This is a genomic window from Pseudogracilibacillus amylolyticus (SeqCode) (assembly GCF_051918545.1).
Lineage (GTDB): Bacteria > Bacillota > Bacilli > Bacillales > Amphibacillaceae > Pseudogracilibacillus.
The window spans coordinates 1-15,067 of the sequence record NZ_JBPPZG010000091.1 but is presented as its reverse complement, the minus strand read 5'-3'; the positions used below and the strand labels follow the sequence as shown (position 1 = coordinate 15,067).

Annotated in this window: 14 protein-coding genes; all 14 read left to right on the top strand. The window is 34.7% G+C overall.

Features of this window, described 5'->3' with window-relative positions; genetic code table 11:
- The first annotated feature begins 337 nt into the window (after positions 1-337).
- The 14 genes from yfmF (at position 338) to ACPYKA_RS11255 (ending at position 14,747) form a co-directional block, all read left to right on the top strand.
- Positions 338-1,627, top strand: a complete 1,290-nt coding sequence (gene yfmF, locus ACPYKA_RS11320) for an EF-P 5-aminopentanol modification-associated protein YfmF (RefSeq protein ID WP_479542390.1) — start codon at positions 338-340, stop codon at positions 1,625-1,627.
- Complete coding sequence (yfmH, locus tag ACPYKA_RS11315) at positions 1,620-2,903, top strand: EF-P 5-aminopentanol modification-associated protein YfmH (protein ID WP_479542389.1); 1,284 nt, start codon at positions 1,620-1,622, stop codon at positions 2,901-2,903. The genes yfmF and yfmH overlap by 8 nt, the downstream gene beginning before the upstream one ends.
- A gap of 12 nt (positions 2,904-2,915) precedes the next feature.
- Complete coding sequence (gene ymfI / locus ACPYKA_RS11310) at positions 2,916-3,632, top strand: elongation factor P 5-aminopentanone reductase (protein WP_479542388.1); 717 nt, start codon at positions 2,916-2,918, stop codon at positions 3,630-3,632.
- 98 nt (positions 3,633-3,730) lie between these two features.
- Complete coding sequence (locus ACPYKA_RS11305; RefSeq protein WP_479542387.1) at positions 3,731-3,979, top strand: DUF3243 family protein; 249 nt, start codon at positions 3,731-3,733, stop codon at positions 3,977-3,979.
- A gap of 182 nt (positions 3,980-4,161) precedes the next feature.
- A complete protein-coding gene (locus tag ACPYKA_RS11300; protein ID WP_479542386.1) occupies positions 4,162-4,947 on the top strand; it encodes a YmfK family protein in 786 nt (261 codons plus the stop codon).
- 17 nt (positions 4,948-4,964) lie between these two features.
- Positions 4,965-5,855 carry a helix-turn-helix domain-containing protein gene (locus ACPYKA_RS11295; RefSeq protein WP_479542385.1) on the top strand — a complete coding sequence of 297 codons (891 nt, stop codon included), beginning with the start codon at positions 4,965-4,967 and terminating at the stop codon, positions 5,853-5,855.
- Between the two features lie 512 nt (positions 5,856-6,367).
- The gene (gene pgsA / locus ACPYKA_RS11290; protein WP_479542384.1) at positions 6,368-6,946 is read left to right on the top strand and encodes a CDP-diacylglycerol--glycerol-3-phosphate 3-phosphatidyltransferase; all 579 of its coding nucleotides are present in this window, start codon (positions 6,368-6,370) and stop codon (positions 6,944-6,946) included.
- Entirely contained in the window at positions 6,943-8,190 is a 1,248-nt protein-coding gene (locus ACPYKA_RS11285; RefSeq protein WP_479542383.1) for a competence/damage-inducible protein A, read from the top strand. The genes pgsA and ACPYKA_RS11285 overlap by 4 nt, the downstream gene beginning before the upstream one ends.
- 176 nt (positions 8,191-8,366) lie before the next feature.
- Positions 8,367-9,383: a recombinase RecA gene (recA, locus tag ACPYKA_RS11280; protein WP_479542382.1), complete on the top strand. Its 1,017-nt coding sequence runs from the start codon at positions 8,367-8,369 to the stop codon at positions 9,381-9,383.
- A 224-nt stretch (positions 9,384-9,607) separates the two neighbouring features.
- Complete coding sequence (gene rny / locus ACPYKA_RS11275; RefSeq protein ID WP_479542381.1) at positions 9,608-11,173, top strand: ribonuclease Y; 1,566 nt, start codon at positions 9,608-9,610, stop codon at positions 11,171-11,173.
- Between the two features lie 125 nt (positions 11,174-11,298).
- Complete coding sequence (locus tag ACPYKA_RS11270; RefSeq protein ID WP_479542380.1) at positions 11,299-12,099, top strand: TIGR00282 family metallophosphoesterase; 801 nt, start codon at positions 11,299-11,301, stop codon at positions 12,097-12,099.
- Between the two features lie 159 nt (positions 12,100-12,258).
- Complete coding sequence (locus ACPYKA_RS11265; protein WP_479542379.1) at positions 12,259-12,519, top strand: stage V sporulation protein S; 261 nt, start codon at positions 12,259-12,261, stop codon at positions 12,517-12,519.
- 280 nt (positions 12,520-12,799) lie between these two features.
- Positions 12,800-14,353 (top strand): tRNA (N6-isopentenyl adenosine(37)-C2)-methylthiotransferase MiaB, encoded by a 1,554-nt coding sequence (gene miaB / locus ACPYKA_RS11260; protein ID WP_479542391.1) that lies wholly within the window; start codon positions 12,800-12,802, stop codon positions 14,351-14,353.
- The gene (locus tag ACPYKA_RS11255; protein WP_479542378.1) at positions 14,319-14,747 is read left to right on the top strand and encodes a YlbF/YmcA family competence regulator; all 429 of its coding nucleotides are present in this window, start codon (positions 14,319-14,321) and stop codon (positions 14,745-14,747) included. The genes miaB and ACPYKA_RS11255 overlap by 35 nt, the downstream gene beginning before the upstream one ends.
- Positions 14,748-15,067 lie beyond the last annotated feature (320 nt).

Sequence of the window (15,067 nt, the reverse complement as noted above, 5' to 3'; positions counted from 1 at the left end):
GTGAGACAACGCAGTGCGCAGCACAAGGAAGGCTCATCAGCCGCCTGCGGAAAGCGGAATGTATTTCCGTAGCGGTATTCTGCTTTGTAGCTTCGTTTTTATTTCCACGATGGAAATCAATGGTTTACCAACTAGGTTTACAAATTTTCATTACTGCACAGTATCCTTCAACTGTAGAAAAAGTAATATGTCAAACTTCCTTTTTTGTCATATTCGTTTTTGGAGATAGTCATTCCTTATTTTTTATAGTTATAACCAATCCATCATTTTTTAGTATAAAATGTTGTAAATATGTTACATTAAGGGTATTCCTAAAGGTGGAAAGGAGAATGGATACATGATTGAATTGGTTGAGACGAAAACACATAAAAATAATATTTATTTTCATACAATCGTCAGCAAAAAGTTTAAGACAGTTAATGTTGTCGTAAAATGTAAAGCCATGCTGAATCGAGAGACAATAACGAAACGAGCACTATTGCCGTATATTTTACAACAAGGTACAGAGAACTATCCTTCAGAAAAAGCATTAATGATGAAATTAGATGATTTATATGGGGCAGTTTTATCTATTGATGGAGCAAAAAAAGGTAATCATCATATCCTTAGTTTTCGTCTAGAATTTGCAAACGAAAAGTTTATAAATAATGAAACTACTGTAATGGATGAAGCGCTAGAGCTACTTCGAGAAATAATTTTTTCTCCGCGGACTGAGGGAGAGACTTTTCCCGATAAAATTGTAGAACGTGAAAAGCTAACGTTAAAAAATAAAATTGGTTCCATTTACGATGATAAAATTGCTTATGCAAATATGCGATTAATTGATGAAATGTGTAAAGACGAATTATTTGAATTACATACAAACGGTTATGTCGAAGATTTAGACAAAATAGATGGCGAGGAAATGTATAACTATTATAAATCACTGTTACAAGAAGATCGTATGGACGTTTATGTCTTAGGTGATTTTGATGAGGCAAAAATGAGTGAAAAACTTGTTAAAATTTTTAATCGTAACAGCATAATTGCTCCCCAAGAAGCTAACGAAGAAAATCATAAAGTGATTAAAAAAAGTAATGAAATAATTGAAACACAGCCAATTCAGCAAGCAAAGCTTCACATTGGATACCGTACAAACACCAAGTATAAGGATGATGATTATTTTGCTTTACAAGTGTTTAATGGATTGTTTGGAGGCTTTCCAAGTTCAAAATTATTTATAAACGTTCGGGAAAAAAATAGTCTGGCATATTATGCATCATCTAGAATTGAAAGTCACAAAGGTCTCCTCCTTGTTTTTAGCGGCATTGAAGCAGAAAATTATGAAAAAGCACGAAACATTATAGAAGAACAAATGCAGGAAATGAAACAAGGCAAATATTCGGAGACAGAAATAGAAGAAGTGAAAGAGTTGATTATTAGCGAATTGAAAGAAACACTAGATCATCCTCAAGGGATCATTGAATTATTGTACCAACAAGTGGTTGGTCAAAAAGAGTTATTACCGAATGACTTTATTGAAAATATTAAGCAAGTGTCTAAAAATGAAATTGTGCAAGTTGCTGAAAAAATTGAGCTAGATACGATTTATTTATTAACTAAAGAGGGTGGTGAGGTGAATGAATAAGATAACGTATGATGCAATCCAAGAAACAATTTACGAAAAGAAACTAGCTAATGGTTTACAAGTTTTTTTATTACCAAAACATGAAGTAGCTAAAACATACGGAATATTTATGACAAATTATGGCTCAACGGATCGAACCTTCACTCCAATTCAGAAAAAGAAAAGAATCACTGTACCTGATGGCGTCGCACATTTTTTAGAACATAAATTATTTGAAAAAGAAGACCGGGATGTGTTTGCCGATTTTTTAAAGCAAGGTGCTTCTCCAAACGCATATACTTCTTTTACGAAAACAGCGTATCTTTTTTCCGCTACAAAAATGATAGAGCAGAATGTGGAAACATTATTAAATTTTGTTCAAAACCCATTTTTTTCCGATGAATCTGTTGAGAAGGAAAAAGGAATTATCGGGCAGGAAATTAAGATGTACGATGATCAGCCAGACTGGCAATCATTCATGGGGACAATTAAAAATATGTTCCAAAATCATCCGGTAAATATCGATATTGCTGGAACAGTATCATCGATCAGCTCCATTACAAAAGAAGATTTGTATACTTGTTATAATACATTTTACCATCCAGCAAACATGGTGTTATTCGTCACTGGTAATTTCAATCCTAATACGATGATGGCTGTAATTGAAGAAAATCAAGGACAAAAAGATTTCCCTACGTTAGATGAAATAGACCGGGATATTCCAAATGAACCAAAACATGTTGCGGTGAAAGAAAATGTGATTCATTTACCTGTTTCTATTCCGAAAGTTACTATAGGGATAAAGGAATCAAATCATCATTTAACGACAGAGGCATTTTTAAAACAGGAAACAATTCAAAGTATGTTAATTGATTATTTCTTTTCACCAAGTGGCCCATTCTTTGAAAAACTTTACGAAGCTCATTTAATTGACGACAGTTTTGAATATAGCACCACTGTAGAAGAAGATTTTAGTTTTTCGTTAATTAGTAGCAATACCGAGAAACCAGAAGATTTTGCAAATCAGGTAAAAGAAATGTTACTAAGTACAAACGACTTAAGGCTTGATGAAAAAATGTTATCTGTAATGAAGAAAAGACGAATTGGTCAACTGTTAAGATCGATGAACTCTTTAGAATCAATCGCTAATCAGTATGTAAATTATTATTTTGCAGGTATAGATTTCTTTCATCTTACCTCCTATGTTCAAGAATTATCTTTAGAAGAAATAAATGCATTTTTAAAAGAGTGGATTGATGAAGACCGATTAACGATATGTAAAATTCAAAGTAAGTAATTAGGTGAAATGATGAGTAAAAATGTTTTGATTTTGGGGGCAAGTGGTGATATTGGAAGTGCAATTAGTAAGCAATTATCCAAAGAAGGGTATTCTTTGATACTTCATTATCATCAAAATAAAGCATCTATTAATACGTTAATGGAAGAACTCGATGAACAAACAGTGTTGCAAACAGTGCGGGCGGATTTAAGAAAAAATACTGAGGTTCATCAATTGTGTGAAAATATATTCTATCCGGTGCATGCCGTTATTTATGTAACTGGCACTGCTCATTTTGGTTTGTTTCAAGATGTTCTAGAGAGTGAAATGGACGAAATGCTCTCTCTTCATGTGAAATCGCCTTGGTTAGTAATACAACATTTTTTACCTGAAATGATTCAAAGAAAAGCAGGAAAAATTATTTTTATTACTTCAATATGGGGCGATGTTGGAGCAAGTAATGAAGTAATCTATTCTTCTGTAAAAGGTGCTCAAAATAGTTTTGTTAAAGCATTGGCAAAAGAAGTTGGACCTAGTGGTGTATCAGTAAACGCAGTTAGCCCTGGTTTTATTGACACGAAAATGAATCGGCATATTTTAAATGAAGAACGAGAAGATATTATAGCTCATATCCCACTTAATCGGGTTGGAGTGACTAGTGATGTCGCACATACGGTTAGTTTTTTAATGGATGAAAGATCTAATTATATTCAAGGGGAAATTGTTAATATTACTGGTGGCTGGTGATACAGGCGCCGCTAATTTAATAAGTAAAACTCCTTATTTCTTATGCATAATAACTTGTGATAGTTAAATACTAAACATAAAAATAAGGAGGTTATGTCATGTCAGTTTTAGACAACTTTTCAACTTGGAAAGAATTTTTATCCAATAAAATTGATCAAGCGAAAGATCATGGTATGAGTAATCAAGCAATTACGAATATTGCACAGCACGTAGGTGATTATTTAAGTCAGCATGTTGAACCTGAAAATAAAGAAGAAAGAGTTTTACAGGAACTTTGGAATGCTGCTTCACCTGAGGAACAAAAAGCAATTGCTAGTACGATGATGAAGCTTGTACAAAAACAATAAAAGTTAAGACATGAAAAAGAAGCTAGTCGTTATATTAGCTTCTTTTTCATTTATTTCATTTTTGGGGCATATAGATTAAATTGGAGTTAATATCCTGTGAAATAACACGGATTATATTGCATTTACATTACTGATTAGGTAAAATTAGGAGGAGTGATTATGAAAGAAAGAGGATATTAGTAATGGATAGAACGGAATGGTATTTTGAATATGAGTTACAATATAATAGACCAGGATTACTAGGAGATATATCTTCTTTGTTAGGAATGTTATCCATTAATATTATTATGATTAATGGGATTGAAAATTCAAGAAGAGGAATGTTACTTTTATCTCAGTATGACGAGCATATAGTACGATTAAAAACGATACTAGATAAAGTTGATACGATAAAAATTACAAAACTTAGGAAACCGAAATTACGAGATCGATTAGCTGTAAGGCATGGGAAATATATTCATCGTGATACTGAGGATCGTAAAACTGTTCGATTTGTACGAGAAGAATTTGGGTTGCTCGTTGATTTTATGTCTGAACTATTTAAAAGTGATGGACATAAATTGATTGGTGTTCGTGGCATGCCTCGAGTTGGCAAAACAGAATCAATTGTAGCTGGAAGTGTAAGTGCAAATAAAAAATGGCTGTTTGTCTCAAGCACTTTATTAAAACAAACGGTTAGAAATCAGTTAATTGAAGGAGAATATGGGGAAGACTATATCTATATAATTGACGGTGTCGTATCGCAACAAAGGGCTAGCGAACAGCATTGGCAATTAATTAGAGAAATTATGCAACTACCAGCAACAAAAGTTGTAGAGCATCCTGATATTTTTATTCAAACTACCGAATATACGATCGATGATTTCGATTATATAATTGAAATTCGGCGTGATGAAAATGAAGAAATTACATATGATTCAATTGAAAGAAAGAATGATTCGAATAATTTTTCAATGTTTGACTTTTAAAATGGATGGTGTTAACAATGGGGATTGGCGAAATACTTAGAGAAGCGAGGGTAGCAAAAAACCTTTCTCTCGATGACGTTCAAGAAATGACAAAAATACAAAAACGATATCTTGCGGCTATCGAACAGGATGATTTTCATGCTCTACCGGGTCGCTTTTATGCTAGAGCGTTTATTAAAGAATATGCTCAGGCAGTTGGCTTGGATCCAACTGAAGTTCTTCAAGATTTTGATGAGGACAAAATTCAAACAGAAGAGGAACAGACGGTACAATATACAAGGATGGAAAGATCTAGACGCACTAGACCTGCCAAAGTTGGTTCTTCCATTTTTTCTTTACTTCCCACTATTATTGTTATAATTTTAGTAATTGGTATTATTTTTGTTGCCTGGACCTTGTACCAACAAGCATTATCAAAATCCGATACTGAAATCGAAGGGCATCAGGAAAGTGATGAAATTATCCGAAATGTTGATGAACCGGGTCAAGAAGAAGAGACTAATGAAAATGATCCCAATGAAGATAAGGGTGAAACTGACGAATCCGAATCAGATTCTAGCACCTCTGAAGCTAGCTTCTCCGTCGTAGAAACTGGAACTGGTAATTCCCCAACTTCAGAAGTTGATTTTACTTTTACTGGTGACAAGGCAGAAGTAACTTTTGAGGTTCATGACAGAGTATATGTTGAAGTTAAAGGAGCTTCTGAACAAACATATGTCGCTTCAACATTAGAGGCAAATACAGAATCTGAATCAATCGATGTCTCGGAAGAAGAAAGAATTTATTTTAATGTTGGGAACGCTAATGGACTTACAATCAAAATAAATGACGTTGAACTAGAATACCCAATAGATCCACAGAAAACGGTTCACCAAAAAATATGGGTTAACTTAAAACAAAACGAATAATTGTTTTGCCCCTCCATCCTTGAGGGGTTTTTTGAGCTCGCAAAAATGAATACATAACTTATTCAGAGATAACTTTAGAAAACTTGGCTTATCGTTAAAGAAAACATGCCCTCATCACTAGGGGGATGCCGACGGTTAGGCAGAGAGCCTGTTCTTAGTCGGTCTTCTCGGCGAAAGACAGAGGTGATGTTGCACTTATGCTAAGTAAGTGCAAGCCTTTATAGCGAAAGCCTCATTTACACTTACGAGTGATTGACGTGCTAGTGACTTACGCCTGAGACAAATCTTTATGGTGGGACGAACGAAAGTGTAAATGCCCTTCGATGGGACGAGTAAGCGCAGTCCCAGTCCCAGGACGCCCGAGCTTTCAGCCAGTGAGCGAGTCAAGAAAGTTCTATACCTTTGTATGAAAACAAACCTATTTTCATGATAGATGGTGGCTCGCTCAAAGCTAGCCATGTTGGTTTCTTATCTGCCAAGTAAATTTTGATCGATAGAAAGGTGAAAAAACAATGAATATACCTAATAAAATAACATTATCACGAATTTGTTTAATACCAATATTTATTCTAATTCTTAGCATACCTTTTGACTGGGGAGAGTGGAATATCGGGACAACAACTTTGCCAATTTCTCATTTTGTTGCTGGTATTATATTTTTAATCGCTTCGCTTACAGACTGGTTAGACGGTTATTATGCTAGGAAATATCATCTTGTAACGAATATGGGTAAATTTTTAGACCCACTTGCAGATAAATTACTCGTATCGGCAGCATTTATTTTATTAGTTGAAATGGGTCTTGCACCTGCTTGGATTGTCATCATAATCATTAGCCGCGAATTTGCAGTAACTGGATTACGATTAGTAGCCGCTGGTGAGGGAATTGTTTTAGCCGCTAGTAATATGGGTAAATTAAAGACAGTTTCTCAAATAAGTGCGATAGCATTTTTATTATTACATAACTTTCCATTTTCTTACGTAGGTATCCCTATCGATATGTTGTTTTTGTATATTGCCTTGATCTTAACTGCGTGGTCCGGGATTGAATACTTTATTAAAAATTGGCATGTAATGAGGGATTCAAAATGACGAATAAAACATTAAATACGGAAATAATTGCGGTTGGCACCGAACTTTTACTTGGGCAAATTGCAAATACCAATGCCCAATGGATTTCTGAGCAATTAGCAGCAAATGGAATTAATACTTTTTTTCACACTGTTGTAGGAGACAATTTGGACAGACTATCAACTATATTTCAGCAGGCACAGGAGCGCTCCAATGTCATTATTGTTACTGGGGGTCTCGGACCTACTGCAGATGATTTATCAAGAGAAGCGTTCCAAAAAATTAGCCAACTGTCCATCGTCGAAGAACCGAACGCTATGGAAAAAATAAAACAGTTTTATGAAAAACAAAAATTAGTTATGACACCGAATAATAAAAGACAAGCGAGAGTTTTTAAAGATTCCAAAGTTTTAACTAATAAAGTTGGTATGGCTCCTGGAAATATTGTTAAATATCAAAATAGTTTTTGGATTTTTTTACCGGGAGTTCCAAGAGAAATGAAGCAACTCTTTACTGACGATGTACTACCATTTTTAAAAAATATTAATGGTGAAATGGTTATTCAGTCAACCGTACTTCGGTTTACGGGGATAGGTGAGTCTGCACTTGAGGATAAATTAAGTAAGTTGATCGCTTCCCAACAAAATCCAACCATTGCTCCACTTGCTGCCAAAGATGGCGTTACGATTCGTTTAACAGCAAAAGCGGTATCTGCTAATGAAGCCAATGAACTGTTAGAACGTACCAAAACAATTATTTTGAAAGAAGTCGGCGAATATTTTTATGGAGTGGACCGGGATAAACTTGAAGAAAAAGTGTTTTCACTGCTACAAACAAAAAATAAACGAATTGCTTCTGCAGAAAGTTTAACTGGCGGTTTATTTTCGGATCGATTTGTATCTTTAAATGGTGCTTCAACAGTATTCTTGGGTGGTATCGTTTGTTATGATCCTGATGTGAAACGAAACGTTTTACAAGTTCAAAAACAAACAATTGAAGAAAATGGTACCGTTAGTAAGGAATGTGCACTTGAAATGGCTAAAAATGTCGCCAAGTTATTAAATGCTGATATTGGAATAAGCTTTACAGGGGTCGCAGGTCCGTTAGAAGCAGAGGGTAAAAACGTAGGAACAGTATATATTGGACTTGTTGATGTGAATGGTCATGAATATGTTGAAGAGTGTTTTTTTCAAGGAGATCGTAATGATATTCGTTATCGTTCTGTTTTAAAAGGGTTAGAAATTTTATTTAATTATTTAAAGTGATATTTTTTGCTTCTAATTCCTTAAGAAAAAGTAGTTTGCATAGCCATACATGCCTTAAAATTGAATTATACGTTATATTTTGTGGGGAAAATGAAAGAACGTGCATTCGCTTATCATTTGTATATTTGTATAAAAAAAGGTATGATATAAATAGTTAATCAGGGGAGGTAAACGTATTGAGTGACAAGCAAAAAGCATTAGATGAAGCATTACGTAACATTGAAAAACAATTTGGAAAAGGTTCTGTAATGAAACTAGGAGAAGAAGCAGAACGTAAAATAGATACTATTCCAAGTGGTTCATTAGCACTTGATATTGCATTAGGTATTGGAGGTTACCCTAAAGGACGTGTAATTGAAATTTATGGTCCAGAATCATCAGGTAAAACTACCGTTGCCTTACATGCGATTGCAGAAGCGCAAAAGCACGGTGGTCAAGCTGCGTTTATTGATGCTGAACATGCGCTCGACCCGAATTATGCAAGGGCGTTAGGAGTTAATATCGATGAATTATTGTTATCTCAACCAGATACTGGAGAGCAAGCGTTGGAAATTGCGGAAGCTCTCGTTCGCAGTGGCGCTATTGATGTTATCGTTGTTGACTCTGTTGCAGCATTAGTGCCAAGTGCAGAAATTGAAGGAGAAATGGGCGATGCTCACGTAGGTCTTCAAGCCCGTTTAATGTCGCAAGCGTTAAGGAAACTATCTGGAGCGATTAATAAATCAAAAACAATTGCTATTTTTATTAACCAAATCCGTGAAAAAGTTGGCGTTATGTTCGGTAATCCTGAAACGACACCTGGTGGAAGAGCACTTAAATTCTATTCATCTATTAGACTTGAAGTTCGTCGTGCCGAAACGTTAAAACAAGGAACGGAAATGATTGGAAATAGAACGAGAATAAAAGTTGTAAAGAATAAAGTTGCACCTCCTTTTAAACAAGCAATGGTAGATATCATGTATGGTGAAGGGATATCAATTGAAGGCGAAATACTCGATATTGGTTCTGAACTTGATATCGTCGAAAAAAGTGGTGCCTGGTACTCTTATAATGGAGAGAGGCTCGGTCAAGGAAGAGAAAATTCTAAACAATTCCTGTTAGAAAATGAAATGATAGCCGCTGAAATTCATGCAGCAATTAGAGAATATTATCAACTTGATGAAACTGCAGAGACTGAAACAGTAGAAGAATAAGAACTATAATAAAGAGAATCCTTTACTTATTTAGAGTTTATGATAAAGTAAAGGGTTTTTTATTTTTTTATAAGAAATGGCTTTCTATTGACATTGGTTATTGGTACAATTAAAATTAAGATGTATAATTTTATAACAATAGTTATACATTTTATTCTTATTGATATGGTATATGCCGACAATAATGAGTTTTTACAATTTCATAGCAATAGGAGGTGAAGAACGTGGACAACCCTTTACTCATCTCCATTTTGCTCGCCTTAGTCCTAATCGTCGGTATTGTTGTTGGTTATCTGATTCGTAAATCTATTGCAGAAGCTAAGATTTCTAGTGCGGAAAATTTAGCAAAACAAATAGTTGATGAAGCACGTCGGAATGCAGATGCCGCAAAAAAAGAAGCTCTTCTTGAGGCTAAAGAAGAAAATCATGTATTTCGTCAGCAAATTGAGGAAGAATTACGTGAACGTCGTTTGGAGATTCAAAAGCAGGAAGATCGTTTAATCCAAAAAGAAGAAATTCTTGACAAAAAAAGTGTTACGCTTGATAAGCGTGAACTCTCTTTAGAAAAAAGAGAAGAAACGCTTGCAGAAAAACAACAACAAATTGAAGAAATGGAAAGCAAAGTGGAAGCTATACTAGTTAAGCAACAAACGGAGCTTGAACGCATTTCTGGATATACAACTGACCAAGCAAAACAAGTTATTTTAACGCGATTAGAAAATGAATTAAAACAAGAAACTGCAGTGATGGTCAAGGAGGCGGAGAATCGCACAAAAGAGGAAGCAGACAAAAAAGCAAAACATTTATTATCGTTAGCTTTACAGCGTTGTGCTGCTGATCATGTAGCTGAAACTACTGTTTCAGTAATTAACTTACCAAATGATGAAATGAAAGGTCGAATTATCGGACGCGAAGGTCGAAATATTCGGACACTTGAAACATTAACGGGTATTGATTTAATTATTGACGACACTCCTGAAGCAGTTATTTTATCAGGATTCGATCCAATTAGACGAGAAATTGCACGTCTTGCTTTAGAAAAATTAGTGCAGGATGGCCGAATTCATCCGGCACGTATTGAAGAAATGGTTGATAAAGCAAGAAGAGAAGTGGATGAACATATACGTGAGATTGGTGAAGAAACAACATTTGAAATCGGTGTTCATGGTTTACATCCTGATATAATTAAAATTTTAGGCCGCTTAAAATATCGAACTAGCTATGGTCAAAATGTGTTAAAGCATTCGATGGAAGTCGCTTACCTAACAGGGCTGCTTGCAGCTGAATTAGGTGAAGACGAAGTGCTAGCTAGAAGAGCAGGTTTACTCCATGATATTGGAAAAGCAATTGACCATGAAGTGGAAGGAAGTCACGTTGAAATAGGTAAAGAACTCGCGATAAAATACAAAGAAAATCCTGTTGTTATTAATGCGATTGCTTCACACCACGGGGATGAAGAAGCTACTTCCGTTATTTCAGTTCTTGTAGCAGCTGCAGACGCACTTTCTGCTGCAAGACCGGGAGCTAGAAGTGAAACGCTTGAGAATTATATTAAGCGTTTGGAGAAACTTGAAGAAATTTCTGATTCCTTTACTGGTGTTGAGAAATCTTACGCAATTCAAGCAGGCCGTGAAGTAAGAATCATGGTAAAGCCTGATGAAATTGATGATGCAGCAGCAACACATATCGCAAGAGATATTCGTAAGCGTATTGAAGGCGAACTTGAATTTCCTGGACATATTAAAGTGACAGTAATTAGGGAAACAAGAGCAGTTGAATACGCAAAATAAAGAATAGAAAATTAAAAGCAATAAAAATTACTAAAAAAAGCGGTAGAAATATGCCGCTTTTTTTTGTACACTGAGATTAAAGCTTTACCGTTATTAAATATAAGATTTATATAAGGAGTATCATGATGGACATATTATTTATTGGTGATATCGTCGGTTCACCTGGAAGAGATATGCTTACACAATATTTACCGAAATTAAAAGATAAATATAAACCGCAAATCACAATTGTAAATGGAGAAAATGCTGCAGCTGGCAAAGGAATTACAGAAAAAATATATAAGCAGTTTTTAAATCTAGGAGTACAAACTGTTACATTAGGAAATCATACATGGAATAAAAAAGAGATCATTGATTTTATAGATAGTGCTACATATTTAATTCGACCAGCTAATTTTCCGGAAAATAATCCAGGGAAAGGAATTGTCTATATAAAAAGTAATCAATTAGAAGTAGCTATCATCAATTTGCAAGGAAGAACATTTTTAGATTCACATGACGATCCTTTTAAAAAAGTGGATGAATTAATTCAAGAAGCAAAAAAACGAACAAATATTATTTTCATTGATTTTCATGCAGAAGCAACCAGCGAAAAACAAGCTTTTGCTTGGTATGTAGATGGACGTGTAAGTGCGGTTGTGGGGACCCATACGCATACTCAAACTGCAGATGAACGAATATTACCGCAAGGAACAGCATATATAACTGATGTAGGGATGACTGGGCCATATGATGGTATTTTAGGAGTCGAAAAAGAATCTGTGATCAATCGGTTCTTAACAAATATGCCAGTTCGCTTTGAAGTAGATAAAAAAGGTAGAAATCAATTAAATGGATGTATCATTACAATTGATAATAGTACAGGAAAAGCAACGAAGATTAAGCGAATATTAATAAATAATGACCATCCATTTTTTGAGATGTAAACGAGTGTTTTGCTTACGAATGTTCCCTTCATAAATCAAGAAGTGAGTAATTGATAGTTGTAATTTATGGTAAACCATGCATAATTAAGTAATAAGGTATCATTTCTTAGAATATAGTAGCAATAAATCTATATTAGTTAATGGAGGAGGTACTAAGTAATGGACGTTTTAAAAGTTTCAGCAAAGTCAAATCCGAACTCAGTAGCAGGGGCATTAGCAAATGTATTAAGAGAAAATGGTACAGCAGAACTTCAAGCAATAGGCGCAGGGGCATTAAACCAAGCAATTAAAGCAGTAGCAATCGCGAGAGGATTTGTCGCACCAAGCGGAGTAGATTTAATATGTATTCCGGCGTTTACAGACATTTTAATTGAAAGTGAAGAAAGAACAGCGATTAAGTTGATTGTAGAACCACGTTAATATCCATATCTGAATTTTAATAAAAAAGTGAAATATTTAACTAAAAAACTACCTTTTTTAAGGTGGTTTTTTAAATATTTTATATCATAAAAATTGTCACCTTTCCTTCAAATATGAAACATACAAACGAAGTGATGTAACAGTAATAATTGTGAAAATACCTTAAAACTTATATACTTATTAAATGAATATAAATTAATGACATGTAATTTGGGAAAGGAGTAATAGAATGAACGAAGAGCAACGGAAAGAACAAGCAAAAATTAAACAGGATTTGTCCATGGACAGAAAATCCAGCCAGGACAAACCTCTATCGGAAAAAACAACTGCTGACTTTGCTCATTATTTTGAGACAACGTATCAGCCGCCAGATATAAGAAAAGCTCGTAAACGTGGACGAGATAAAATTGAAGTTCATTATGATTTTGAAATACCGGAAGATATGAAAACTGTTGGAGAAGGTAAAAAATTTTTAATCCGAACTTACGGTTGTCAGATGAACGAGCATGATACGGAAGTAATGGCGGGTATTTTAACAGAAATGGGATATGATCCTACTGAAGTAACAGAAGAAGCAGATATTATCTTACTAAATACTTGTGCAATTAGAGAAAATGCTGAAAATAAAGTGTTTGGTGAGATTGGACATTTAAAATCATTAAAAGTAGAAAAGCCTGATCTTATTATTGGTGTTTGTGGATGTATGTCACAACAAGAATCAGTTGTAAATAGAATACTTAAGAAGCACCAACAAGTGGATCTGATTTTTGGAACTCATAATATCCACCGGTTACCAAATTTAATTCAAGAAGCGATGTTTAGTAAAGCACAGGTTGTTGAGGTATGGTCTAAAGAAGGCGATATTATTGAGAACCTTCCAAAAGTAAGGCATGGAAAAATAAAGGCATGGGTAAATATTATGTATGGATGCGATAAATTTTGCACGTACTGTATTGTCCCAATGACACGTGGGAAAGAACGGAGCAGACGTCCAGAAGATATTATTCAGGAAGTTCGTCATCTTGCTGCCCAAGGGTATCAAGAAGTAACATTACTTGGTCAAAATGTAAATGCTTATGGTAAAGACTTTGAAGATATGGATTATCGTTTTGCCGATTTAATGAATGACATGCATAAAATTGATATTCCACGTGTCAGGTTCACAACGTCACATCCAAGAGATTTTGATGATCATTTAATCGAAGTGCTGGCACAAGGTGGAAACTTACTCGATCATATACATTTACCAGTGCAGTCTGGCAGCAGTGAAATCTTAAGAAAAATGAATCGAAAATATACGAGAGAATCGTATTTAGAATTAGTAAATAAAATTAAAAAAGCTATTCCAAACGTCACATTAACTACAGATATTATTGTAGGATTTCCAAATGAAACAGATGAACAGTTTGAAGAAACAATGACGCTAATGGAAGAAGTAGGGTTTGAGTCTGCGTATACATTTATTTATTCACCACGTGAGGGCACGCCAGCAGCAGTTCAGAAGGATAATATTTCAATGGAAGTGAAAAAAGAACGACTACAGCGTTTAAATGAATTAGTAAATAAACAATCGGCTGAATCAATGAAAACTTATGAAGGAAAAACAGTGAAGGTTCTCGTTGAAGGAGAAAGTAAAAAAGACGATACAGTTCTTTCAGGATACACAGAAAAAAATAAAGTCGTTAATTTTAAAGGTCCTAAATCAATTATCGGCAAGATAGTAAATGTTAAAATAACAGAAGCAAAGACATGGTCACTAAACGGAGAACTCGTTAAAAAAACAGTCGAGGTGAATGAAGATGACACAATATACACGTCAGCAAGTACTAAATGAAGCAAAAGAATTAGCAGCTATGCTTGCTCAAACAGAAGAAATTGAACGATTTAAACAACTAGAAGCTAAAATTAACGAAAATGAAAAGGTTCAGCGATTAATTTCCCGTATTAAAACATTACAAAAACAGGCTGTCAATTTACAAGCGTATGAAAAAACGGAAGCATTGAAAAAAGTAGAAACAGAAATAGATAATGTTCAAAATGAACTTGATGGTATTCCAATTGTTCAGGAATTTAAAGAAATTCAAGTAGTAGTTAATGATGTATTACAACTCGTATCTGGAACAATTGCACGTGAAGTTACGAATCATGTTATTCGTGATACAGGTGGCGATCTTTTATCAGGGGAAACAGGGTCAAAAGTAAAAAATAAAACTTCTTGTGGTCATTAATTTTAAAGAAAATTTAAAGTGATAAAAGTGTTTTATTCTTTGAAAAATCCGAACTATACTTCAAATTTCTTCTTGAAATTTTATTAGTTCGGATTTTCTATTGCCTTCATCAAACATTCTTGACATTACCCATAAACTGTTGAGTAGTTGAAATCTACCGCAACGGTAAATATAATTAGTGCCTGCTCACTTCTTACCTAAATTTGTGATGAAAGCCGCTTCGGCAGAATACTTCGCTTTCCGCGGGCACGGCTTCAGCCTCCTCGCGGAAAGACCACCGCTGCGGGGTCTTCAGACACGTGCTCTTCCCGCAGGAGTCT